The sequence below is a fragment of the Streptomyces sp. NPDC047081 genome (genome assembly GCF_040643775.1).
Lineage (GTDB): Bacteria > Actinomycetota > Actinomycetes > Streptomycetales > Streptomycetaceae > Streptomyces.
On the sequence record NZ_JBEYUY010000004.1, the window covers coordinates 218,640 to 240,468 of the forward strand.

Here is a 21,829-nt window from a genome sequence, read left to right on the forward strand (position 1 = left end):
GGGGAATGCGAGCGCCGTGGCGCGTGGGGCTCCCTCGGCCACTCGACTGCCGACGACCCTATCCCTTGAACTCTAAAGTTGATGTGAGCATGCGTGGGTTTTCTGTGAAGTGTGGTGCGGGTGTTGCCGAATGCCCACCCCGCACGCGGAAGAGGCCGCCCGGTGCCGGGCGGCCTCTTCCTCGTGCGGGCGGTGCGGGGTCAGTCGGTGCCGGACTCCATCGCGGCGCGGTCCAGCAGCGCCTCGTCCTCGGAGACCTCGCCGCGGGAGGCGATGGCCTCGGCGCCGCCCTCGGGCAGCTCCGGCATGGTGCCGATGAGACCGGTCGCGGCGGCCTGGGAGGCACCGATGGTGGGGCTGCCGGTGCCGATCAGGCCGAGGCCGACGTACTGCTCCAGCTTGGCGCGCGAGTCGGCGATGTCGAGGTTGCGCATGGTCAGCTGGCCGATCCGGTCGACCGGGCCGAACGCGGAGTCCTCGGTGCGCTCCATCGACAGCTTGTCCGGGTGGTACGAGAACGCCGGGCCCGTGGTGTCGAGGATCGAGTAGTCCTCGCCGCGCCGCAGCCGCAGGGTGACCTCGCCGGTGATCGCCGAGCCGACCCAGCGCTGCAGCGACTCGCGGATCATCAGGGCCTGCGGGTCCAGCCAGCGGCCCTCGTACATGAGGCGGCCCAGGCGCCGGCCCTCGTTGTGGTACTGGGCGACGGTGTCCTCGTTGTGGATCGCGTTCACCAGGCGCTCGTACGCGGCGAACAGCAGGGCCATGCCCGGAGCCTCGTAGATGCCGCGGCTCTTGGCCTCGATGATGCGGTTCTCGATCTGGTCGGACATGCCCAGGCCGTGCCGGCCGCCGATGGCGTTGGCCTCCATCACCAGGTCGACGGCGGTGGCGAACTCCTTGCCGTTGATCGTCACCGGGCGGCCCTGGTCGAAGCCGATCGTCACGTCCTCGGTGATGATCTCGACCTCGGGGTCCCAGAACCGTACGCCCATGATGGGCTCGACGGTCTCGATGCCGTTGTCCAGGTGCTCCAGGGTCTTGGCCTCGTGGGTGGCGCCCCAGATGTTGGCGTCGGTGGAGTACGCCTTCTCGGTGCTGTCCCGGTAGGGCAGGTCGTGGGCGACCAGCCACTCCGACATCTCCTTGCGGCCGCCGAGCTCGGTCACGAAGTCCGCGTCCAGCCACGGCTTGTAGATCCGCAGGTTCGGGTTGGCGAGCAGGCCGTAGCGGTAGAACCGCTCGATGTCGTTGCCCTTGAAGGTGGAGCCGTCGCCCCAGATCTGGACGTTGTCCTCCAGCATCGCGCGCACCAGGAGCGTGCCGGTGACGGCGCGGCCCAGCGGCGTGGTGTTGAAGTACGCCCGCCCGCCGGAGCGGATGTGGAACGCGCCGCAGGTCAGCGCGGCCAGGCCCTCCTCGACCAGCGCGGCACGGCAGTCGACGAGACGCGCGATCTCGGCACCGTAGGTCTTCGCACGGCCGGGCACCGAGGCGATGTCGGGTTCGTCGTACTGACCGATGTCGGCGGTGTAGGTGCACGGGACGGCGCCCTTGTCGCGCATCCACGCGACCGCGACGGAGGTGTCGAGGCCGCCCGAGAAGGCGATGCCGACGCGCTCGCCGGCGGGCAGGGAGGTGAGGACCTTGGACATAGGAAGAGTATGCACGATTACGCATGACCATGCAAAGCCCCCGTCGGGATGAGACCGGACTGGTACCGCGGTACCAGTCGGGCTCCGAAGTGTCCCCCGTGGTCCCAGGGCCGCCGCCCGCCGCGCTCATAGCTTCGGAGGCGGAAGCGCGAGAGGCGAGAAGGGGCCACCCATGATCGAGGCACGTGAACTGACCAAGCGGTACGGGGACAAGACGGTGGTCGACCACCTGAGCTTCACCGTCAAGCCCGGCGAGGTGACCGGCTTCCTCGGCCCCAACGGCGCGGGCAAGTCCACGACCATGCGCATGGTCATCGGCCTGGACTCCCCCACCTCGGGTTCGGTCACCGTCAACGGCCACACCTACGCCACGCACTCCGCGCCGCTCCAGGAGATCGGCACCCTGCTGGAGGCCAAGTCCGTCCACCCGGGCCGCACCGCCTTCAACCACCTCATGGCGCTGGCCCACACGCACGGCATCCCGCGCAGCCGGGTGGACGAGGTGATCGAGCTCGCGGGTCTCACCAGCGTGGCCGGCAAGCGCGTCGGCGCCTTCTCCCTCGGCATGGGGCAGCGGCTCGGCATCGCCGCCGCCCTGCTCGGCGACCCGGCGATCATCATGCTGGACGAACCGGTCAACGGCCTCGACCCCGAGGGCGTGCTGTGGGTGCGCAACCTCCTGCGCGGCCTCGCCGACGAGGGCCGGGCCGTGATGCTCTCCTCGCACCTGATGGGCGAGACCGCGCTGATCGCCGACCACCTGGTGATCATCGGGCGCGGCCGGCTGCTCGCGGACACCACCGTGGACGACTTCGTGCGGGAGGCCGGCGGCGGTGGCGTGAAGGTCGCCACCGCCGAGGCCGTACGGCTTCGTTCGCTGCTCGCCGGGCCCGACGTCACGATCGCCTCCTCGTCCGCCGAGGAGCTGCTGGTGCTGGGGCGGGACGCCCGGGAGATCGGCTCGATCGCCGCCCGGCACGGGGTGGCGCTGTACGAACTCACCTCGCAGTCCGTCTCCTTGGAGGAGGCCTTCATGCAACTCACGCACGACGCCGTGGAGTACCAGAGCGGCCCCGCCGACACGTCCCGAAAGGCCGCCTGATGACCGCCACCGACCTCACCGCGGTACCCGCGCCCAGGACGGCGTACAAGGTGACCGGCCCCCGGGTGCTGCGCTCGGAGTGGGCCAAGTTCTGGTCGCTGCGCTCCAGTTGGATCACCCTCGCGGTCGCCGTGGTGCTGCTGGTCGCCTTCGGCGCGATCGCCGCCGCCACCTACAGCCCCGACACCACCGGGAACGGCGGCGGGCCCGGCCCGGGCTCCGGCGACCAGGACGCCGTGAGTCTGGCCCTGCTCGGGGCGACCTTCGCCTCGCTGGCCGTGGGAGTCCTCGGCGTGCTGCTGTCCGCGGGCGAGTACACCACCGGCATGATCCGCTCCACGCTCGCCGCGGTCCCGCGCCGGCTGCCGGTGCTGTGGTCCAAGGCGGCCGTGATCGGCCCGATCGCACTGGTCCTCACCACGCCGGCCGCGCTGGCCGCGTTCCAACTGGGCACGCTGGGCCTGCACGGCGAGAAGATCGCGCTCTCGCTGGGCGACGACGGTGTGCTGCGCAGCCTGGCCGGCGCCGGCGTCTACCTGGGTCTGGTCGCGGTGTTCGGCGTGGCGCTCGGCATGCTGCTGCGCTCCTCCGCCGGAGCCATCGCCGTCCTGGTCGGCGTCCTGCTGATCCTGCCCGGTCTGGCCCAGCTGCTGCCCGACTCCCTGTACGACGACATCAACCCGTACTTCCCCAGCAACGCCGGGTCGGCGGTCTACGCCCTGCACCAGTCCTCGGACTCGCTCTCGCCCGGGGCGGGGCTCGCGGTCTTCGCCGGCTGGGTGGCGCTGGCGCTCGCCGGGGCGGCCGTACGGCTGCTGCGGACCGACGCCTGACCTGCCCGTACGAGCACAATGGACACCATGAGCCGGGAGGACAGCACCCGGGGGACGGCTGCCGCGCCGTCCCCCGGGCTCGACGCGGCCTGGGCGCATCCGGTGCTCGGCCGGCTGCTGCGCGGCCAGAGCCACCGACGGCGGATGGACAGCCGGTATCCGTGGCTGTTCGACACCGTGCTGGTGCTGGTCGTCGCCCTGCTGAGCCTGCCCGACCTGATCTCCCCCGACAATCACGGCCCGTTCGGGGAGACCGGCAACCGCGGTGAGGTGACCACCCCGGTGCTGTGGCTCCTCGCCGTCGCGCTGATCGCGCCGCTGTGGTGGCGCCGCCGGGCCCCGGCCGCCGTCTGCTTCGTCATCCTGGCGGTGTCCCTCGTCCAGTGGACGCTGGGCGTCTGGCAGCAGGCCGGCGTCAGTGCCCTGGTGGCCCTGTACTCCCTCGCGCTGCGCGGCTCCCTGCGGGCTCTGGGCTGGGCCGCCGCGTTGACGGCAGCCGCGCTCACGGCGGCGGTCTGTTTCCTTGTTCCCGTCGATCACCCCCTCATCGGCCTCTTCTTCATGCTGTGCACCGCGACGGCGGCCATCGCCACCGGCCTGACGCTGCGTATCCGGCGCCTGTACCTGGCGGCCCTGGAGGACCGAGCCACCCGCCTTGAGGTCGAGCGGGACCAGCGGGTCCGGCTCACCGCGGCCGCCGAACGGGCCCGTGTCGCCCGCGAGATGCACGACATCGTCGGCCACAACCTCTCCGTCATGGTCGGTGTCGCCGACGGCGCAGCCGCCCTCGCCGCCAACCGGGGCGAGCGGTCCGCCGAGGCCCTGCGCATCCTGGGCGACACCGGCCGCCAGGCCATGGGCGAACTGCGCCGCGTGCTCGGCGTCCTGCGCGAGGAGCAGGAGAACGAACGGCTGTTGAGCCCCCAGCCGGCCATCCGCGACCTCGACCCGCTCCTCGCCCGGGTGCGCGCGGCCGGACTGGCGGTGACCTACCGGACGGTGGGCGACCTCGACGCGCTCGGCAGCGGTGTGCAGCTCACCGTCTACCGCATCGTGCAGGAAGCCCTGACCAACACGCTCAAGCACGCGGGCCCGGGCGCCACCGCCGAGGTCTCGGTCGCCGCCGACACCGGCACGCTGCGCATCCGGGTCACCGACACCGGCGTACCCCCTGGAGCACGGCCGGAGGCCGGCCGGGCGGACGAGACCGGGCACGGTCTGGTCGGGATCCGGCAGCGGGCCGCCATGTACGGCGGAGACGTCACCGTCGGCCCCCGCGCGGGCGGGGCCGGCTGGATCGTGGACGTCGTGCTCGACGTACCGTCCCTGCCCGCCGAGGGAGAACAGCTGCCGTGACCACCGTCCTGATCGCCGACGACCAGCCCCTGCAGCGGCTCGGCTTCCGCATGCTCCTGGAGGGCACTCCCGGTGTGACCCCGGTCGGCGAGGCCGCGCACGGGGCCGAGGCGGTGCGGCTGGCCGCGGAGCTGCGGCCCGACGTGGTCCTGATGGACGTGCGCATGCCCGGCATGGACGGCCTGGAGGCGACCCGGCGGATCGTCGCGGGCGGCGGCCGTACGCGCGTGCTGATCGTGACGACCTTCGATCTCGACGAGTACGCGTACGAGGGGCTGCGGGCCGGTGCCAGCGGCTTCCTGCTGAAGGACGCGCGGCCCGAGGAGCTCGTCGCGGGCATCCACGCGGTTGCCACCGGCGACGCCGTCGTCGCGCCGAGCCTGACCCGTCGGCTGCTGGACGCCTACGCCCACCAGGTGCTCGCACCGTCCGGAGCGCCCGCGCCCGAGGACCCCCGGCTGCAGACGCTCAGCGACCGCGAGCGCGAGGTCCTGGTCGCCATCGGCCGCGGCTGGACCAACACCGAGATCGCCGAACGGCTCGTCCTCACCGAATCCACCGTCAAGAAGCACGTCGGACGCGTCCTCGCCAAGATCGGCGCCCGGGACCGCATCCAGGCCGTGATCATGGCGTACGACGCCGGGCTGGTGAAAGCGCGACCCTGAAGCGGCTTCAGCGGACGAGGCAGGGACGCTTGGCGTCGAAGGTCCAGTCCTCGATCAGGTAGCGCATGCCGGTCGCGTCGTCGCGGCCGGACAGCGCCTTCGAACGGTACAGCTCGTGCGCCGCGAGCAGCCGGTCCCGGTCGAGGCGGACGCCCAGGCCGGGCGCGTCCGGCACGGCGACCTCGCCGCCGGTGATGCGGGGCGGGTCGACGGTGAGGCGTTCCGCGCCCTCCTGCCAGATCCAGTGGGTGTCGAGGGCGTTGTACTCGCCGGGGGCCGCGGCCCCGCAGTGCGCCATCATCGCGAGGGAGATGTCGAAGTGGTTGTTGGAGTGGCAACCCCAGGTCAGGCCCAGGGAGTTGCACAGCTGGGCCACCCTCACCGAGCCCTGCATGGTCCAGAAGTGCGGGTCGGCGAGGGGGATGGAGACGGACTGCAGGGCCAGGGCGTGAGTGAGCTGCCGCCAGTCGGTGGCGATCATGTTGGTCGCCGTGGGCAGTCCGGTGGCCCGGCGGAACTCCGCGAGGATCTCGCGGCCCGAGTAGCCGTCCTCGGCACCGCAGGGGTCCTCGGCGTAGGCGAGGGTGCCGAGGAGGGGCCGGCACAGTTCGACGGCCTCGCGCAGGGACCAGGCGCCGTTGGGGTCGAGCGTGATGCGGGCCTCGGGGAAGCGGTCCTTGAGCGCCCGTACGGCCTTGACCTCCTCGGCGCCCGCGAGGACTCCGCCCTTGAGCTTGAAGTCCCGGAAGCCGTACAGGTCGTGGGCGGCCTCGGCCTGGCGGACGATCGCCTCCGGGGTCAGCGCCTCCTCGCGCCGGACGCGGTACCAGGGCACGTCCGAGTCCGGTTCGCGGACGTAGTCGAGGTCGGTGCGGTCCGGGTCGCCGACGTAGAAGAGGTAGCCCAGGACCCGTACGGAGTCGCGCTGTTGGCCGTCGCCGAGCAGGGCCGCGACCGGGAGCTCCAGGTGCTGGCCGAGCAGGTCGAGGAGGGCCGACTCGACGGCGGTGACGGCGTGCACGGTGGTGCGCAGGTCGAAGGTCTGGGCGCCGCGGCCGCCGGTGTCACGGTCGGCGAACTCCGCCTGGAGAGTGCGTAGTACGCGCCTGTAGTCGCCCAAGCGGGCGCCGAGGACGAGGGGTCCGGCCTCGCGCAGCGTCCGCGTGATCTTCTCGCCGCCGGGCACCTCACCGAGGCCGGTGCGTCCCTCGGAGTCCTCGATGACGACGACGTTCCGGGTGAAGTACGGGGCGTGCGCGCCGGAGAGGTTCAGGAGCATGGAGTCGCGGCCGGCGACCGGGTAGACCGAGAACTTGGTGACGACGGGCTGGCTCATGGCGGTAAGTGCCGTTCCTGTGAGGGGGGTTGAGGCGGTCAGACCTTCAGGGCGTCCAGTACCTGTTCCATGACCAGTACTCCGCCCAGGCCCAGGACGGCGAGGACGGTGGTGTAGGTCGTACGGGCCTTGATGGCGTCGATGACGGACAGGTTGAAGTACTCCTTGAACATCCAGAAGCCCGGGTCGTTCACATGGGAGAACGCGATGGAGCCGCAGGAGACGGCGAGCACCATCACCCCGGGGTGAGCTCCGCTGCCGGCGAGCAGCGGGAGCGCGACGCCGGAGGCGGTGACGACGGCGACGGTCGCCTTGATGTAGTCGGAGATGCCGCCCTCGACGAGGACGTTCTTGAAGGCTCCGCCGGCGCCGATGACGAGCAGGATCATCGCCATCGCCTGGGCGGCCTCGCGGCACGAGGTGGCGACCTCGGCGAGGCTGCGGCCGATGCGCGGGCCGAGCGCCCAGATCGCGAGGAGCAGGGTGAGCAGCAGGGCGATCGGGGCGGAGCCGACGAAGGCCACGAAGTGCAGGAAGGGGGTGGACGAGGAGGTCGCCAGGGCGGTGACGGCCGCGCCCGCGATCAGCACCACGGGCAGCAGGGCGACGGCCAGGGACCAGCCCATGCCGGGCAGCTCGTCGTCCTCGAAGACGCGCTCGCTGACCAGGCCCCTGGGTATCTCGGGGTTCATCGCGCGCACGAAGGGCAGTCGCGGCCAGGTCGGGGCGATGAGGGCGCCGGCCGGGACGGCGATGAACAGGCCGTAGAACAGGGTGAGCCCGGTGGAGGCGTGGAAGGTGGCGGCCACCGCGGTCGGGCCGGGGTGCGGCGGCAGGAAGCTGTGCATGGTGGACAGGGCGATGGACATGGACAGGCCCACCCACAGCAGGTTGGAGCGGGTGACCCGGACCAGGGTGAACGCGACCGGCACGATGATGACGAAGGCGACCTCGTAGAACATGGTCACGCCGATCAGCATCGCGGTCAGCACCATCGCGACCTGCACCCAGCGCGGACCGCAGATGTCGAGCAGCCGGGTGGCTATCCGCTGGGCGGCGCCGGAGTCCCCCATCACCCGGCCGACCATGGCCCCGAGGCCGATGGTGAGCATCGTGTCGCCGATCTGGCCGCCGATGCCGTCGCGTACGCCCCGGACGACGGCAACGCCGGAAGCTCGTCATCAACAGGATCAGGGCCAGCACGCTCATCTCCACGACCACGAGCGGCATGTGTCAGTTCTCCTTCGCGCCGCCGTTCACACTCTCGAGTCACCGCCCCCGCATGAGGACGCCGTCCATATATGAGGACCCAGGTTAGAGTGGCGGTCAGCCGCGTCGCAGCCACAGCGAGACCGCCAGCCCCAGGCCGGCCAGCGCGATGGCGATCCGCAGCGGCTTCTCGGGCAGCCGCCGCACGACGACCGGCCCCACCCGGCTGCCGGCCAGGCATCCCACGCCGAGCGCCGCCGCGGCCCGCCAGTCGACCGGGGCCAGGAAGGCGTACGCGATCGCGGCGGTGACGTTGGCCGCTCCGGTGACGACGTTCTTCACGGCGTTGGTCACACGCAGGGGCTCGTCGGCGGACAGGGACAGCACCGCGACCATCAGTACGCCCGCCGCGGCGCCGAAGTAGCCGCCGTAGAGCCCCACGAGAAGGACCGCGCAGATCAGCGGGAGGGTAAGGCGCGGCCCCCGGTCGTCGTGCGGGGCCCACCGGTCGGTCAGCCGCCGCAGCGGTTCACGTACGAGGATCAGCACCGAGCCCAGGGCGATCAGCCAGGGCACGACACGCTCGAACGTCGACGAGGGCGTGCCGAGCAGCAGGGCCGCGCCGACCGAACCGCCGGCGGCGGCGAGCACCGCCAGTCGGCCCAGGCGACGCCCCTGCCCTCTCAGCTCCTCGCGCGAACCGGCCGCGGTTCCGGCGGCGTTGGCGAACAGCGCCACGGTGTTGGTGACGTTGGCGGCCACCGGCGGCAGCCCCGCGGCCAGCAGCGCCGGATAGCTGAACAGCGAGGCCAGTCCGGCGATCGACCCCGCGAGCCCGGAGGCGACACCGGCCAGGACGAGCAGAGGCACGGACTCGCCTGCCACGCGGACCCCCTTCGTTCTGCGCACGGTTGTGTGCACGAAGGACCCATCCTGCACGGCAGGCGTCCCACACGTAAGACGGTGTCTACATAGGGAGACACCCTCCCGGGAGCCGGTCAGGCGGCCGGGCTGTCCAGGGGCCGGAGTTCGTCCGCGTACGAGACGGAGATACGGCGCATCAGCCCGTCCCCGGTGATGTCGTACTGGCCGAGCCGCCACAGCGGCGGCGAGTAGGCGTGGATGGAGACCGCGTCGTCGGTCGCGCCGGTGAGCCGGTGGATGTGCTCCGGGCCGAAGCAGAAGGACTCGCCGGTCTCGAAGGTGTGGGAGAGATGGGTGCCGCCGATGCGCAGGGCGGACTCGTCGATCGCGCCCTGGACGACGGTGACGGCACCGGCGGACAGGTCGTGGTCGTGCCAGCCGGTGTCGTTGCGCCGGGTCCAGCACAGCAGCCAGACGTCGACGTACTCGTCGCGGTACAGGGACGCGTAGTGCCGCTCCCCGTCGGAGAAGGCCACATGTTCGCGCCAGACCTCGGGACGGGCGGCGAGGTCGGCGACGAGCGCCTGGAGTTCACGCTTGTCGAGGATGCGCTCGGGCAGGGACTCGTAGGTCATGGGTGGCTCCTTTCGGGGGCTGGGATCCGACAAGGCACGGCTCAGGTACGGCCGTTGAGCAGCCGCGCCGGGTTCGCGGTGCGCAGGGCGTGCACGGCGGCGGGCGCGCCGAGGTCCGGGACGACGAGGGGTGCGTACGGGCGGTCGCTGCCGCTGACGACCACATCGATGCCGACGGCGCGGACCAGCCCGTCGGCGGCCTTGGTGCCGTAGGAGGAGGTCTCGTAGAACACGTCGAAGTCGATCTCCCCGCGACCGCCGCCACGGGCGGTGAGCCGCTCGCCGTGCAGCGGCGCGAGCCCGGCCAGGGCTGCGAAGCAGACGCGCAGGCGCGGGTGGCGGGGGCGGCCGTGGGCGCGGAAGGCGAACCAGGACGCGTGCAGTTGCTGCACGTACGGGACCAGGGCGGGCCACCACGGCGGGGCGCCCGGAGTCGCCGACGCCGGTCCCGGGTGGACGAAGAGGGGCTTGTCGTGGTGGGTGAGGACGTCGAGGAGAGGCGCGCAGCGCTCCCATCCCCCGGCGTCCACGACTGCTGTGGCGGGGAGTTGGAGGCCGACGCAGCCGCGGCGGAGCTCGCGGTCGACGGCTTCGGGGTCCGGTGCGGAGAGGCAGGGCGAGGCCCAGACGCCGAACGGTGCCGGGAGGGCGAGGGCGCCGTCGTGGAAGGCATCGAGGAGCGGGGCGGCCTCGGCGGGCGGGAGGTACTCGATGCCGAGGGGGCTGGAGAGGGAGACCAGGGCGAGGTCGAGTCCGTCGACGGCGGCGAGCCGGGTGCGGGCGGCGAGGTCGTGGTCGGCGGGGTCGACGTCGTAGGGCGGCTCACCGTTCAGGTGCAGGGTCCAGCCGTCCAGGTACGGCGGTGACGTGCGGGAGCGCAGCAGCTCGGTGAAGGCGGGCGGCCAGATGTGCTGGTGGACGTCGGTGAGCACGCGGGCGTTCCTCTAGCGGGGTTAAGCGGTTCACTTATGCGGTTAACTTAAGCGCTTAACAAGGCAGGGTGTCAAGACCGACCCTCACGGGACACGACGGGATACGGGGGTGTCGGCGGGCCGTGCACCCCCGGCGCGGCGCCGTCCCGGTAGGCTTCCCGGCATGGCCAGGCCCAACAAGCGCACCACCCTTCGGGAGGTGGCCGAGGCCACGGGCCTCTCCACCGCCGCCGTGTCGTACGCCCTGCGCGGCAAACACGTCTCGAAGGAGACCGAGAAGCGGGTGCGCAAGGCCGCGGCCGAACTCGGCTACGAGGCCGATCCGATCGCCCGCGCCCTCGCCAGCGGCCGCACCAGCATGGTCGGTGTCCTCGCCGGCGACCTCCAGGACCTGTGGCAGCAGCAGCTGATGGCCGCCATCGGCCGGGAGCTGCTGGCCGGTGACCGCTACGCGCTGATCCTGGACGCGGGCGGCGACCCCGACCGCGAGCTGGTCCTCGCCAAGCAGCTGCGCGACCAGCGGGTGGACGCGCTGCTGGTGTCCCCGGTGAACCCGGCGGCGAAGGGCTGGGCGGCGATCGCCGAGGCGCTGCCGGTGGTGGCCGTCGGCGACTCGCTGAGCCGGGCCCGCACGGCGGGGCAGGTCATCTTCGACAACCGGGCCGGAATCGACGCCGTACTGGAGTATCTGCACGCGCTCGGCCACCGCCGGGTGACCGTGCTGACGCCGACGCGGCCGAGCACGCCGGACCGGCCGGCCGACGTGTACGTCCGCGAGGCGGCCGACCGGCTCGGGCTGCTGGCCGAACTGGTGCCGTGTCCGCAGGAGTTGGGCGAGGCGACGGCGGTGGCGCGGCGGGTACTGGACAGTTCGCGTCCGGCGACGGCCGTGTTCTGCTTCTCGGACTCCCTCGCCTACGGGGTGTACGCGGCCGCGGCGGAGTCCTCGTTGAGGGTGGGCCGGGACGTGTCGGTGGTCGGCTTCGACGACCATCCGGTGTCTCGGGTGCTCACGCCGCCGCTGACCACGGTGGACTGGGGGCTGACGGAGATCGCGGCGGAGGCGGCGCGATTGACGGTCGCGGCGATCGAGGGGAAACGGGTGCGGAAGAAGAGGGTGTTGTGTGCGCCGCGGATGAGTGAGCGGGGGTCGGCGGTGCGGGTGTGAGGGGCGCCCGGGCCGCTTACGGTTCCTTCTCGTCCAGCACGTCGACCGCCCATGCCGTCGCCACCGGCAGGAACCTGTGCTCGGCCGCGTACGCCGCCATCCGCGCGTTGCGGGCCTCGGCCTCCGGGCCGTCCGGCAGGTGGAACTCCTCGCCGGCCTGGGCGGAGCGGGCCTGCATGCCGGTGGCGGCGTCGAGCCGTCGGCGTACATAGCGTTCCAGCGCCTCGGGTACGGCGTCCGGGGTCACGTCGGTGAGGCAGTCGCCGAGCACCGCCGCGTCCATGATCGCCTGGGCGGCGCCCTGGGCCTGGAACGGGACCATCGCGTGGGCGCTGTCGCCGAGCAGGGTGACCCGGCCGGTGTTCCAGCGGGCGAGCGGGGCGCGGGTGTGGATGCCGTAGCTGAAGACCTGGCCGGCGCGTTCCAGGACGGTCAGCACGGGGGTGGCCCAGCCCTCGAACTCGCGCAACTGCTCCCCCGGTTCGGCCCGCGCCGTCCATGACTCCTGCATCGGGGCCTCGGTGCTGAACACCGCGACGACGTTGAGCAGTTCGCCCCGGCGCACCCAGTAGTGGACGAAGTGCCGGCCCGGTCCGAGCCAGATGCCGGTATCGGGGAGGTCCAGGTCGGCGACCTCTTCGGCCGGGAGCAGTGCCCGGTACGCGGCCGTCCTCGAGAAGATCACCGCGTCCGTGCCGAAGAGCCACTGGCGGGCGGCGGAACGTATCCCGTCCGCGGCCACCACCAGGTCCGCGCCCAGTCGCTCGCCGTTAGCCGTCGTCACCCAGGCGGACTCGTCGTCCTGCCCGATGCCCACGACCTGCGCGCCCAGCCGCACGACCGCGGACGGCACGCCGGCGGCCAACGCCCCTTGCAGATCGGCACGGTGGACCTGGAGGTACGGCGCCCCGAAGGCGTCCTCGGCCTCACGCCCGAGCGCGTAGTTGCAGATCTCGGTCCCGTCGGACCACGTGCGGAAGCTGATGCCGGTGGGCCGGGTGGACTGTGCGGCCACCGCGTCGAGCCGGTCGAGGCGGCGCAGTTCGCGCGTGGCGTTGGGCGCGAGCTGGATCCCGGCGCCGGTCTCGGTGAACCTCGGGCTCTGCTCGACCAGCGTGACCTCGTGCCCGCCCCGGCGCAGACTCAGCGTCGCGGCCAGTCCCCCGATACCCGCCCCCACGACGATCGCCCGCATGAACGGCCCCCATTCGTCCACGCGCGAGGTTAGCGAAGGCAAGTCCGGGACTCCACAGGGTGTTTGGGCCACAATGCCCGTAGGCGTCGAGTGGCCGCTACCGCTGTTTCCCGAATGCCGTGTCGCCGCCCGGCGCCTCATGCGGCAGCCGCTCCAACGTCGCCGCGATCCCCGCCCGGTCGACGACATCGATCAGTGCCTGGCCGATCACGGGGACGGGCTCGCGGGCCGGGAGGACCAGGCCGATGCGTTCCGAGCGGACCGGGCGGACCAGTGGGACGGCGTGCATGCCCGCGGGGACACCGAAGACGTGCAGCCAGGCGTACGGTACGACGCTCGCCCATTGCCCGGCCCTGACCTGCGCGAACAGTGAGGCGATCGAGTCGGTCTCCACACGCGGGGTCACCGAGACGCCCACGGCCTCGAACACCGCGTCGAGCACCTGGCGGCCCTGCATCATCGGGTGCAGCAGGCACAGGGGGTACTGGGCCGCGTCCTCCCAGGAGATCTCGGCGGGGTCCGCGTCGGGGGCGGTGCGCTGGGTCAGCAGGACGTACCGCTCCTGGTACAGCGGCACGAACCTGAAGTCGTGCGCCGCGACGGAGCTGTGGTAGGTGACGGCGGCGTCGAGTTCGTACGTCCGGAGCCTGCCCACGATGTCCTCGGCCTGCAGGTCGGCGAAGACCTGGACCGTGGCGAGTGGGTTTGCGGCACAGAAGGGCTGGGTGAGGAGGGCGACCGCGGTGGAGGCGGTCGGGACGGTGCCGATGCGCAGGCGGCCGGTCAGGCCTGCCCGCAGTGCCTGGATCTCGCTCTCCATCGCGTCCCGGTCGGCGAGGATGCGCTGCGCCCAGACGACGACCCGCTCGCCCTCCGGGGTGAGCCCGTCGAACCTGCGGCCCCGCTGGACCAGTGGGATGCCGAGCTCCTCCTCCAGCTTGCGGATGCCCTCGGACAGGGCCGGCTGGGAGACGTAGCAGGCCTGCGCCGCCTTAGCGAAGTGGCGGGCGCGGGCGAGGGCGACGAGGTACTCGAGTTGGCGCAGCAGCACGCTCCCATGATCCCCCGGATCCGCCCGCCCGGCACCGACGGCCCACCCCGGCTGTCCGGCACTGATCGGTGCTGCTTCTCAAACGATCGGAAACTCCGCTTTGACCTGCCCCGACGCACTGCCGAAGAGTGGGCCTGTTACGAGCGGACGGAGAGGGCGGGGCACTCGATGCGGGACCTGGAAGAGCCGGACGAGGCCGAGCTGTCCGTGACGGCGCCCAAGACATGGGCCACCGGCGCCCCCGCGGTCGTGCACGCGCTCCAGTACGCCCTCGGGCAGACCTCGCCGAAGCGCACGGCCCTGACGCTGCTCAACATCAACCAGACCAAGGGCTTCGACTGCCCCGGCTGTGCCTGGCCCGAGCCCGCGCCGGGCAAGCGGCACCGCAACGAGTACTGCGAGAACGGCGCCAAGCACATCGCCGACGAGGCCACGTCCCGGCGGGTGACCGCGGACTTCTTCCGCCGTCACTCGGTCGACGAGCTGAACCGGAAGTCGGACTACTGGCTCAACCAGCAGGGCCGGCTGACCGAGCCGATGGTGCTGCGCGAGGGCGCCGAGCACTACGAGCCGATCGGCTGGGACGAGGCCCTGGACCTGCTGGCCGAGGAGCTGCGCGCCCTCGACCACCCGGACGAGGCGCTGTTCTACACTTCCGGGCGGCTGGCGAACGAACCCGCCTTCCTGCTCCAGCTGTTCGCGCGGGCCTTCGGTACCAACAACCTGCCGGACTGCTCCAACATGTGCCACGAGTCCAGCGGTTCGGCCCTGAACGAGACCTTGGGCATCGGCAAGGGCAGCGTCAGCCTCGACGACCTCTACGACTCCGACCTGGTCTTCGTCGTGGGCCAGAACCCCGGCACCAACCACCCGCGCATGCTCTCCGCGCTGGAGGAGACCAAGCGCCGCGGCGGCCATGTCGTCGCCGTCAACCCGCTCCCCGAGGCGGGGCTGCTGCGCTTCAAGCATCCGCAGAAGGCCCGCGGGATCGTCGGCCGCGGCACCGAGATCGCCGACCAGTTCCTGCAGATCCGCCCCGGCGGCGACCTCGCCCTGTTCCAGGCGCTGAACCTGCTGCTCCTGGAGGCGGAGGACAAGGAGCCGGGCACGGTCCTGGACCGGGAGTTCATCGAGGCTCACACCACGGGGTACGAGGCCTTCGCCGAGCACATCCGCAAGACGTCCTGGGACGAGGTCCTGGAGGCCACCGGGCTCACCCGGGACGAGATCGAGCAGGTGCACGCGCGCGTGCTGGCCAGCCGCAGCGTCATCGTGTGCTGGGCGATGGGCCTGACCCAGCACAAGCACGGCGTGCCGACGATCAGGGAGGTCGTCAACTTCCTTCTGCTGCGCGGGAACATCGGCCGTCCGGGCGCGGGCGTCTGCCCGGTGCGGGGACACAGCAACGTGCAGGGCGACCGCACGATGGGCATCTTCGAGCGTATGCCGCAGTCCTTCCTGGACCGGCTCGGCGCCGAGTTCGGCTTCACCCCGCCCTCGGCCCACGGCCTGGACTCGGTCGACTCGATCCGCGCCATGCGCGACGGACGCGCCAAGGTCTTCGTCGGCGTCGCGGGCAACTTCGTACGGGCCACTCCGGACAGCGACGTCACCGAGCGGGCCCTGCGCAACTGCCGTCTGACAGTGCACATTTCGACCAAGCTGAACCGCTCGCACGCGGTGTGCGGCCGCAGGGCACTGATCCTGCCGACGCTCGGCCGCAGCGACCGTGACGTGCAGGCGGGCGGCGAGCAGTTCATGACGGTCGAGGACTCGATGAGCGAGGTCCACGCCACCCGCGGCCGCCTCGCCCCGGCCTCCGAGCACCTGCTGAGCGAGGTGTCCATCATCAGCCGCCTGGCTCGCAAGGTGCTGGGCCCCCAACCCGCCATCCCCTGGGCGGAGTTCGAGGCCGACTACGACCGCGTCCGCGACCGGATCGCCCAAGTCGTCGACGGCTTCAACGACTTCAACGAGCGGGTCCGCAAGCCCGGCGGCTTCCGCCTCCCCAACCCGGTCAACAGCAAGGTGTTCCGCACGGCGTCCGGCAAGGCGGTCTTCACCGCCAACGACTTCACGATGCTCCAGGCGCCCAAGGGCCACCTGATCCTGCAGACCCTGCGCTCGCACGACCAGTGGAACACCATCCCGTACGCGATGGACGACCGCTACCGGGGCATCAAGGGAGGCCGCCGCGTCGTCCTCGTCAACCGCGCCGACCTGGACGAACTCGGCCTGGAGGACGGCGAGTTGGTCGACCTCATCAGCATCTGGACCGACGGCACCGAGCGCCGCGCCGACGACTTCCGCCTCGTCTCCTACCCGACGCCCCGGGGTTCGGCCGCCGCCTACTACCCGGAGACCAACGTCCTGGTCCCGCTCGACAGCGTCGCCGACATCAGCAACACACCGACGTCGAAGAGCGTGGTCGTACGCCTGGAGCGGGCGGCCGACCGAACCCCGGCGTGAGTCACCCCTTGAGGACGTCGCGGGCCTTCTCCGCGGCGTCCTCGTTCCAGCGCCGCTCCTTCTCCAGCTTGGTGCGGTTCGCGGCGATGAGCTGGTTCTGGACGCGTACGTCGATGGCGTGCACGGTGCGGACGTAACCGGTCTGCCGCTTGCAGCGGGCGTCGGCGGTGGCGGTCTTCTTCTCCAGCGCGGACGGCTTCGTCGGGTCGTACGGCGCTCCGGTCAACGAGTCCTCCAGCTCCTGGTGTCGGCGGTCCTCGCCGAGCTCCGCGTCGCCAGGGGTGTCGTACCGGTAACCCGCTTTCCGCATGCAGACCGACCACTCCTTGTCCGCCTGTTTCCAGACGGGGTCCCGCTTGCCCTGCTTTAGGCTCCGGGACTTCAGGTCCAGGATCGGGTCCTTGCGGTCCTGCGGGTCCTCGCCGTAGATCGCGCGGGCCGCCTCGCCGAGGCAGCCGCGTTTCGGAATGGCGTGGCCGTGCACGGTCCTCGGGTCGTCGTCGCGGACGAACTGGCCGGTGAGCGCAAGGTATTCGGAGAGGGTCCACTTCTTCTCGGGGTAGCGGCGCTCGTAGGCGGCCTGCGCCGCGTGATAGCCGTACCGCGCGGCCTCCCCGGGGTCATCGATGCCGTAGCGGTAGTCGTCGTCGGAGTACAGCACCGACGTCACCACCCCTGTGTCGGCGGGCCGTTCGGGCCAGGCCGGCGCCGGGTCGACGTCGAGGTCCTTCAGGCTGTCGAACCCGAGGCGGATCATGCACTTCTTGGCGAGCGTCCAGCGGGCCTCGCCCGCGATACGGCCGTCCGCCTCGGACATGTCGTAGGCGGCCAGCGGCTGGAACTTCGGGTCGTCCGAGGAGAGGGGGCTCGGGTCGGCGGTGGGCGGGTCGTCCTGCTGTCCGCAGCCCGCGAGGACGAGGACACCGGTGGCGACCAGTAAGGCGGTTCTTCGCATCGGCCGGCCCGCCTCAGAAGATGCCCTGGCCGGGGACCAGGATGCGTCGGGGGTCGTACGTCCGTTTCGCCGCCTCCAGCCGCGGCCACTCGGCACCGAAGTAGGTGCGCCAGTCGGCGCGGGTGAAGGGGATGCTGCCGACCGGATACTGGGTGCCGCCCACTGCCGCTGCCGCCTCGTAGGCCTCGCGGTTGGCGGCCAGGAGACGGTCGACCGTGGCGGTGTCCTCGGGCGGGGTGGCGCGCAGGATCGCGAAGAGGTACGGGACGGGGTCGTCGGGGGCGCGGAAGAGCGGTGCGGTGAGGCGCTCGCGCAGGATCGGGTAGACGAGGACGACGCCGGGGCCCAGGTCGGCCGGGGTGAGGTCGGCCAGCATGCGGGCCGTGAGGGCGGCGGCGGAGTCGCCGGGGAGCAGCAGGTTGAGCCAGGGATGGGCGTACGTCCAGAAGCCGGCCTCCTTCAACTCGGCGACCGTGGGCGCCAGTCGGTCCAGGAAGTCGTAGTAGGCGAGGTCGGTCTTCTCGACGCCCGACGGATCGTGGCGCAGGCCGCGCAGCAGGACCGTGTCGTCCGGGGCGGGGCCAACCGGTGGACCGTAGGCCACCGCCTCCAGGGTGAAGACGCGGAACGCTCCGCCGGTGTCCGCCGAGACCACGCCCTCGACGTAGTCGAAGCGGCCCTCCTCGACGAGAGTGCGCTGGTCGGCGAGGAAGGTCTCCAGGTCGTCGTAGGGCAGGAGGTAGTGGCGTACGGTCTCCGGCGCGCGCACCAGGCGGACCGTGGCGCCGACGACGACCGCGCACTGGCCGAGGCCGGCCAGGACGGCGTGGAAGAGGTCGGGGTGCCGGGTCGGAGAGCAGCGGACGAGCTCGCCGGTTCCGGTGACGACCTGGAGTTCGGTGATGTTGTCGACCTGGGCGCCGTGCCGGTGGGTCTGGCCGCCGAGGCCGCCGACGGACAGGGTTCCGCCGACGGAGAGTTCGAGGTAGTCGGTGAAGACGGGCGGGGTGCGGCCGTGGGCGAGCGCGGCCTTGGCGACCTCGCTCCAGCGGGCGCCCGCGCCGACGGTGATGGTGGTGGCATCCGGGGACACGGGGCCGATGTCGGCGAGGGTGGCCGTCTCGATGACGAGGCCGCCCTGGACCTGTGCCTGGCCGGAGGTGGCGTGTCCCTGGCCGCGCGGCGCGACCCGCACCCGGTGCTCGTTGCAGAACCGCACCATGACGACGACGTCCCGCACCGATCCGGGGCGCAGCACGGCGACGGGGCGCCGGTGCACGATGTGGCCGTAGTCCTCGGCGGCGGCCGTGAGCGACGGGTCGTCCATGACGAGCGTGCCGTCCAGCGGGGGAACGCGCGCGAGATCCGGGCCGGTCCCGGTGCCGGACGCGGCCCAGCCGCGGGCAGCAGGGTCAAAGGCGGTCACGGCCGCTCCGGTGACGGTCAGTCCGCGCAGGACGGTACGTCGTGACGGGGTGCGGGGCATGCGAGCGTCCACCTCACAAGTGCCTGGAATGACCAAGTTCAGGCAACTGTAAGGGAGTTGCACTCCGAGGAGCCGCTCCTTCCCACCCTCAACGTATAGCCCACCGGGGGGCTTGCCACAAGGCCCGGGTGGTGCCGCAGAATCACCCGCCGAGGCCGTCACCTGGGGAAACGGGAGTTACTTGATGCGTGTGCTGCTGTCGACGTACGGATCGCGCGGGGACGTCGAGCCGATGGTGGGACTCGCCGTGCGGCTGCGGGAGCTCGGCGCGGAGGTACGGGTGTGCGCGCCGCCGGACGAGGATTTCGCGCGGCTGCTCGGCGGGGTCGGTGTGCCGCTGGTGCCGGTCGGTCCGTCGGCCCGCGCGCTGACCAAGGCCGCGCTGCCGGCGGCTTCGCTGCCGCAGCGCGCGGCCCAGCTGATCGCCGGTCACCTGGAAGTGGTCACGGAGGCGGCCGAGGGATGCGACGTGCTGGTGGCGGCGGCCGGTCTGCTGCCGGCCGCGGCCGGTGCGCTGTCGGTGGCCGAGAAGCTTGGCATCCCGGCCGTGTCGGTCGCCTTCCAGCAGGTCACCCTGCCGTCGCCGCGGCGCCGGCCGCTGGAGTACCCGGGCCGGCCGCTGCCCGCCGAGGAGACCGACAACGAGGTGCTGTGGGACCTGGACGCGCGGAACATCGACGCGCTGTTCGGTGAGGCCCTCAACGCCAACCGTGCGTCGGTCGGACTGCCTCCGGTGGAGAGCGTCCGCGACTACGTGATCGGCGGCCGGCCGTGGCTGGCGACCGATCCGGTGCTGGACCCGTGGCTGGGGACGCCGGGCCTGGACGTCGTACAGACCGGGGCGTGGATCCGGCCGGACGAACGCCCCCTGCCGGACGACCTGTCGGCCTTCCTGGAGGCCGGTGAGCCGCCCGTGTACGTGGGCTTCGGCAGCATGCCGCTGCACGAGTCGCGGGACGCGGGCCGAGTGGCCGTCGAGGCGGCCCGCGCGCACGGGCGCCGGGTGCTGGTCGCCCGTGGCTGGGCCGACCTGGGCCTGATCGACGAGCAGGACGACTGTTTCGCCGTCGGCGAGGCCAACCACCAGGCCCTGTTCCGCCGGGTGGCCGCCGTCGTGCACCACGGCGGCGCGGGCACCACGACGACGGCGGCCCGGGCCGGCGCGCCGCAGGTGGTGGTGCCGCAGCTGGCGGACCAGCCGTACTGGGCGGGCCGGGTCGCCGACCTGGGCATCGGCGCGGCCCACGACGGGCCGACGCCCACCTTCGACTCCCTGTCGGCGGCACTGGACAAGGCGCTGGCGCCCGAGACCGGCGTCCGGGCGAAGGCCGTGGCCGACACCGTCCGCGGCGACGGGGCGTCGGTGGCGGCGAAGCTGCTGCTCGACCGGGCGTAGCGCCCCCCCTGTCACACGCGCGCGTCCGCCGGTGTCTTCATGCCGGACGGCCGGACAGGCCGACGTACGACTACTGCGTGTGTAAGGAGATCGCCATGACCCTGCGCGTTCCCAAGGCCGAGCTCGACGCCGAGCTCCGTGACAACCTGGTCCGGCAGCTCGGCGCGGTGCCCGAGCCCGTCGAAGTGCTGTGGAACCATCCCGAACTCGCCCTCGCCAACCAGGAGTTCTCGGCGAAGGTGGGGCAGTGGGACAAGGCCGACGCGGGGCTGAAGACGTTCGCGCACATGGCCGTCGCCGCCCGGGTCGGGTGCAGCTGGTGCCTGGACGTCAACTACTTCCTCGCGCTGAACCAGAACCTCGACCTGGCGAAGGCGAGTCAGGTGCCGCGGTGGCGGGAGTCGGAGGTGTTCACGCCGTTGGAGCGGGACGTCCTGGAGTACGCGGAGGCGATGACGGACACGCCGACGACCGTCACCGACGAGCTGTCGCGGCGGCTGCTCGACGCGCTCGGCCCGGCCGCGATGGTCGAGCTGACCGTGTACATCGGCTTCGCCAACTTCGCGGCCAGGTGCAACACCGCGCAGGGCATCACCTCGCAGGGCTACTCCGACGCCTGCGAGATCCCCCTCGCGACGCGCCCCGAGCCGTCCGGCGCGGCGTCACCGGCATGAGCGAGGACCCTTTCGTCGCCCACCGCGGCCTGCTGTTCACGGTCGCCTACGAGATGCTCGGCTCGGCGGCCGACGCGGAGGACGTGCTCCAGGAGTCCTGGCTGCGGTGGGCCGGCGTCGACCGTACCCAGGTGCGCGACCCGCGGGGCTACCTCGTCCGCACCGTCACCCGGCAGGCCCTCAACCGGCTGCGCACGATGGCCCGCCGCCGCGAGGAGTACGTCGGCGAGTGGCTGCCGGAACCCCTGCTGACCAGCCCCGACGTCGCCGAGGACGTCGAGCTCGCGGAGAGCGTCTCGTTCGCGATGCTGACCGTGCTGGAGACGCTCGGGCCGACCGAGCGCGCGGTGTTCGTACTCCGCGAGGTCTTCGAGGTGCCGTACGAGGAGATCGCCGAGGCGGTCGGGAAGTCGGCGGCGGCGGTGCGGCAGATCGCGCGGCGGGCCCGCGAGCACGTGGCGGCCCGGCGGCCCCGCGTGGCGGTGAGCCGGGCGGAGCAGCAGGCCGTGGTGGAACGGTTCCTGGCCGCGCTGCGCACCGGACGGCTGCAGGAGCTGCTGGACGTGCTGGCACCGGACGTGGTCCTGATCGCCGACGGCGGCGGACTCGCGGGCGCCGCGCCGGCCCCGGTCCACGGGGCGGACGTGGTGGCGGCGCTGCTCGCCCGCCCGGACCGGCTGGTGTCGCCCGTGTGGCTCAACGGGGAGCTTGCGGGCCGGATCGAGCTGAACGGGCAGGTGGCCGCGGTGAGCCTCGTGGTGGCGGACGGGAAGGTCACCCGGATCCATGCGGTGGCGAACCCCGAGAAGCTGACGCGGCTCGACGAACCGGTCCAACTCGCCCGGTAG

General features: G+C 72.0%; 18 protein-coding genes and 1 pseudogene. 9 read left to right on the forward strand and 10 right to left on the reverse strand.

Going from position 1 to position 21,829, the window contains the following annotated elements; genetic code table 11:
* Nucleotides 1–200: 200 nt before the first annotated feature.
* A complete protein-coding gene (gene argG / locus ABZ848_RS09400) occupies nucleotides 201–1,655 on the reverse strand; it encodes an argininosuccinate synthase (RefSeq protein WP_360827868.1) in 1,455 nt (484 codons plus the stop codon).
* Between the two features lie 172 nt (nucleotides 1,656–1,827).
* Here argG and ABZ848_RS09405 point away from each other — a divergent pair, with 172 nt between their 5' ends.
* Genes ABZ848_RS09405 through ABZ848_RS09420 form a run of 4 tightly spaced genes read left to right on the forward strand, consistent with a single transcriptional unit; the run spans nucleotide 1,828 to nucleotide 5,611 of the window.
* Nucleotides 1,828–2,757: an ATP-binding cassette domain-containing protein gene (locus ABZ848_RS09405; protein ID WP_360827871.1), complete on the forward strand. Its 930-nt coding sequence runs from the start codon at nucleotides 1,828–1,830 to the stop codon at nucleotides 2,755–2,757.
* Complete coding sequence (locus tag ABZ848_RS09410; RefSeq protein WP_360827874.1) at nucleotides 2,757–3,590, forward strand: ABC transporter permease; 834 nt, start codon at nucleotides 2,757–2,759, stop codon at nucleotides 3,588–3,590. The genes ABZ848_RS09405 and ABZ848_RS09410 overlap by 1 nt, the downstream gene beginning before the upstream one ends.
* Nucleotides 3,591–3,617: 27 nt before the next feature.
* Nucleotides 3,618–4,946 (forward strand): histidine kinase, encoded by a 1,329-nt coding sequence (locus ABZ848_RS09415; RefSeq protein ID WP_360827877.1) that lies wholly within the window; start codon nucleotides 3,618–3,620, stop codon nucleotides 4,944–4,946.
* A complete protein-coding gene (locus ABZ848_RS09420) occupies nucleotides 4,943–5,611 on the forward strand; it encodes a response regulator transcription factor (RefSeq protein ID WP_360827880.1) in 669 nt (222 codons plus the stop codon). The genes ABZ848_RS09415 and ABZ848_RS09420 overlap by 4 nt, the downstream gene beginning before the upstream one ends.
* Nucleotides 5,612–5,618: 7 nt before the next feature.
* Here the strand turns inward: ABZ848_RS09420 and ABZ848_RS09425 are convergent, their stop codons facing one another.
* The 5 genes and pseudogenes from ABZ848_RS09425 to ABZ848_RS09445 form a co-directional block, all read right to left on the reverse strand.
* Complete coding sequence (locus tag ABZ848_RS09425) at nucleotides 5,619–6,947, reverse strand: enolase C-terminal domain-like protein (RefSeq protein WP_360827883.1); 1,329 nt, start codon at nucleotides 6,945–6,947, stop codon at nucleotides 5,619–5,621.
* 38 nt (nucleotides 6,948–6,985) lie between these two features.
* A pseudogene (locus tag ABZ848_RS09430) lies at nucleotides 6,986–8,177 on the reverse strand (SLC13 family permease).
* Between the two features lie 96 nt (nucleotides 8,178–8,273).
* Entirely contained in the window at nucleotides 8,274–9,041 is a 768-nt protein-coding gene (locus ABZ848_RS09435) for a sulfite exporter TauE/SafE family protein (protein WP_360827885.1), read from the reverse strand.
* Nucleotides 9,042–9,154: 113 nt separating this feature from the next.
* A complete protein-coding gene (locus ABZ848_RS09440; protein WP_360827888.1) occupies nucleotides 9,155–9,655 on the reverse strand; it encodes a cysteine dioxygenase family protein in 501 nt (166 codons plus the stop codon).
* A 41-nt stretch (nucleotides 9,656–9,696) separates the two neighbouring features.
* A complete protein-coding gene (locus tag ABZ848_RS09445) occupies nucleotides 9,697–10,587 on the reverse strand; it encodes an amidohydrolase (protein WP_360827891.1) in 891 nt (296 codons plus the stop codon).
* Between the two features lie 163 nt (nucleotides 10,588–10,750).
* Between ABZ848_RS09445 and ABZ848_RS09450 the strand changes: the two genes are divergently transcribed.
* The gene (locus tag ABZ848_RS09450) at nucleotides 10,751–11,755 is read left to right on the forward strand and encodes a LacI family DNA-binding transcriptional regulator (protein WP_360827894.1); all 1,005 of its coding nucleotides are present in this window, start codon (nucleotides 10,751–10,753) and stop codon (nucleotides 11,753–11,755) included.
* 16 nt (nucleotides 11,756–11,771) lie between these two features.
* Here ABZ848_RS09450 and ABZ848_RS09455 read toward each other — a convergent pair whose 3' ends face one another.
* Together ABZ848_RS09455 and ABZ848_RS09460 are read right to left on the reverse strand one after the other, a co-directional pair.
* Nucleotides 11,772–12,950, reverse strand: coding sequence for an FAD-dependent monooxygenase (locus ABZ848_RS09455; protein ID WP_360827896.1), 1,179 nt, complete (start codon nucleotides 12,948–12,950; stop codon nucleotides 11,772–11,774).
* A gap of 97 nt (nucleotides 12,951–13,047) precedes the next feature.
* Nucleotides 13,048–14,001: a LysR family transcriptional regulator gene (locus tag ABZ848_RS09460; protein ID WP_360827899.1), complete on the reverse strand. Its 954-nt coding sequence runs from the start codon at nucleotides 13,999–14,001 to the stop codon at nucleotides 13,048–13,050.
* Nucleotides 14,002–14,169: 168 nt separating this feature from the next.
* Between ABZ848_RS09460 and ABZ848_RS09465 the strand changes: the two genes are divergently transcribed.
* The gene (locus ABZ848_RS09465; RefSeq protein ID WP_360827902.1) at nucleotides 14,170–16,470 is read left to right on the forward strand and encodes an FdhF/YdeP family oxidoreductase; all 2,301 of its coding nucleotides are present in this window, start codon (nucleotides 14,170–14,172) and stop codon (nucleotides 16,468–16,470) included.
* 1 nt (nucleotide 16,471) lies between these two features.
* Here the strand turns inward: ABZ848_RS09465 and ABZ848_RS09470 are convergent, their stop codons facing one another.
* Complete coding sequence (locus ABZ848_RS09470; protein ID WP_360827905.1) at nucleotides 16,472–17,425, reverse strand: hypothetical protein; 954 nt, start codon at nucleotides 17,423–17,425, stop codon at nucleotides 16,472–16,474.
* 13 nt (nucleotides 17,426–17,438) lie between these two features.
* On the reverse strand, nucleotides 17,439–18,911 hold the full coding sequence (locus ABZ848_RS09475) for an FAD-binding protein (protein ID WP_360827907.1): 1,473 nt from the start codon (nucleotides 18,909–18,911) through the stop codon (nucleotides 17,439–17,441).
* Nucleotides 18,912–19,095: 184 nt separating this feature from the next.
* Between ABZ848_RS09475 and ABZ848_RS09480 the strand changes: the two genes are divergently transcribed.
* From ABZ848_RS09480 to ABZ848_RS09490, 3 genes are all read left to right on the forward strand, one after another.
* A complete protein-coding gene (locus ABZ848_RS09480; RefSeq protein ID WP_360827910.1) occupies nucleotides 19,096–20,307 on the forward strand; it encodes a glycosyltransferase in 1,212 nt (403 codons plus the stop codon).
* 95 nt (nucleotides 20,308–20,402) lie between these two features.
* A complete protein-coding gene (locus ABZ848_RS09485; RefSeq protein ID WP_360827913.1) occupies nucleotides 20,403–20,981 on the forward strand; it encodes a carboxymuconolactone decarboxylase family protein in 579 nt (192 codons plus the stop codon).
* Nucleotides 20,978–21,829 carry an RNA polymerase sigma-70 factor gene (locus ABZ848_RS09490; protein ID WP_360827916.1) on the forward strand — a complete coding sequence of 284 codons (852 nt, stop codon included), beginning with the start codon at nucleotides 20,978–20,980 and terminating at the stop codon, nucleotides 21,827–21,829. The genes ABZ848_RS09485 and ABZ848_RS09490 overlap by 4 nt, the downstream gene beginning before the upstream one ends.

What these genes read in the sequence shown, in the direction of transcription:
- argG (WP_360827868.1), bottom strand. Translation starts at nt 1,655, where the DNA reads ATGTCCAAGGTCCTCACCTCCCTGCCCGCCGGCGAGCGCGTCGGCATC.
- ABZ848_RS09405 (WP_360827871.1), top strand. Translation starts at nt 1,828, where the DNA reads ATGATCGAGGCACGTGAACTGACCAAGCGGTACGGGGACAAGACGGTG.
- ABZ848_RS09410 (WP_360827874.1), top strand. Translation starts at nt 2,757, where the DNA reads ATGACCGCCACCGACCTCACCGCGGTACCCGCGCCCAGGACGGCGTAC.
- ABZ848_RS09415 (WP_360827877.1), top strand. Translation starts at nt 3,618, where the DNA reads ATGAGCCGGGAGGACAGCACCCGGGGGACGGCTGCCGCGCCGTCCCCC.
- ABZ848_RS09425 (WP_360827883.1), bottom strand. Translation starts at nt 6,947, where the DNA reads ATGAGCCAGCCCGTCGTCACCAAGTTCTCGGTCTACCCGGTCGCCGGC.
- ABZ848_RS09440 (WP_360827888.1), bottom strand. Translation starts at nt 9,655, where the DNA reads ATGACCTACGAGTCCCTGCCCGAGCGCATCCTCGACAAGCGTGAACTC.
- ABZ848_RS09450 (WP_360827894.1), top strand. Translation starts at nt 10,751, where the DNA reads ATGGCCAGGCCCAACAAGCGCACCACCCTTCGGGAGGTGGCCGAGGCC.
- ABZ848_RS09455 (WP_360827896.1), bottom strand. Translation starts at nt 12,950, where the DNA reads ATGCGGGCGATCGTCGTGGGGGCGGGTATCGGGGGACTGGCCGCGACG.
- ABZ848_RS09465 (WP_360827902.1), top strand. Translation starts at nt 14,170, where the DNA reads ATGCGGGACCTGGAAGAGCCGGACGAGGCCGAGCTGTCCGTGACGGCG.
- ABZ848_RS09470 (WP_360827905.1), bottom strand. Translation starts at nt 17,425, where the DNA reads ATGCGAAGAACCGCCTTACTGGTCGCCACCGGTGTCCTCGTCCTCGCG.
- ABZ848_RS09475 (WP_360827907.1), bottom strand. Translation starts at nt 18,911, where the DNA reads ATGCCCCGCACCCCGTCACGACGTACCGTCCTGCGCGGACTGACCGTC.
- ABZ848_RS09480 (WP_360827910.1), top strand. Translation starts at nt 19,096, where the DNA reads ATGCGTGTGCTGCTGTCGACGTACGGATCGCGCGGGGACGTCGAGCCG.
- ABZ848_RS09485 (WP_360827913.1), top strand. Translation starts at nt 20,403, where the DNA reads ATGACCCTGCGCGTTCCCAAGGCCGAGCTCGACGCCGAGCTCCGTGAC.
- ABZ848_RS09490 (WP_360827916.1), top strand. Translation starts at nt 20,978, where the DNA reads ATGAGCGAGGACCCTTTCGTCGCCCACCGCGGCCTGCTGTTCACGGTC.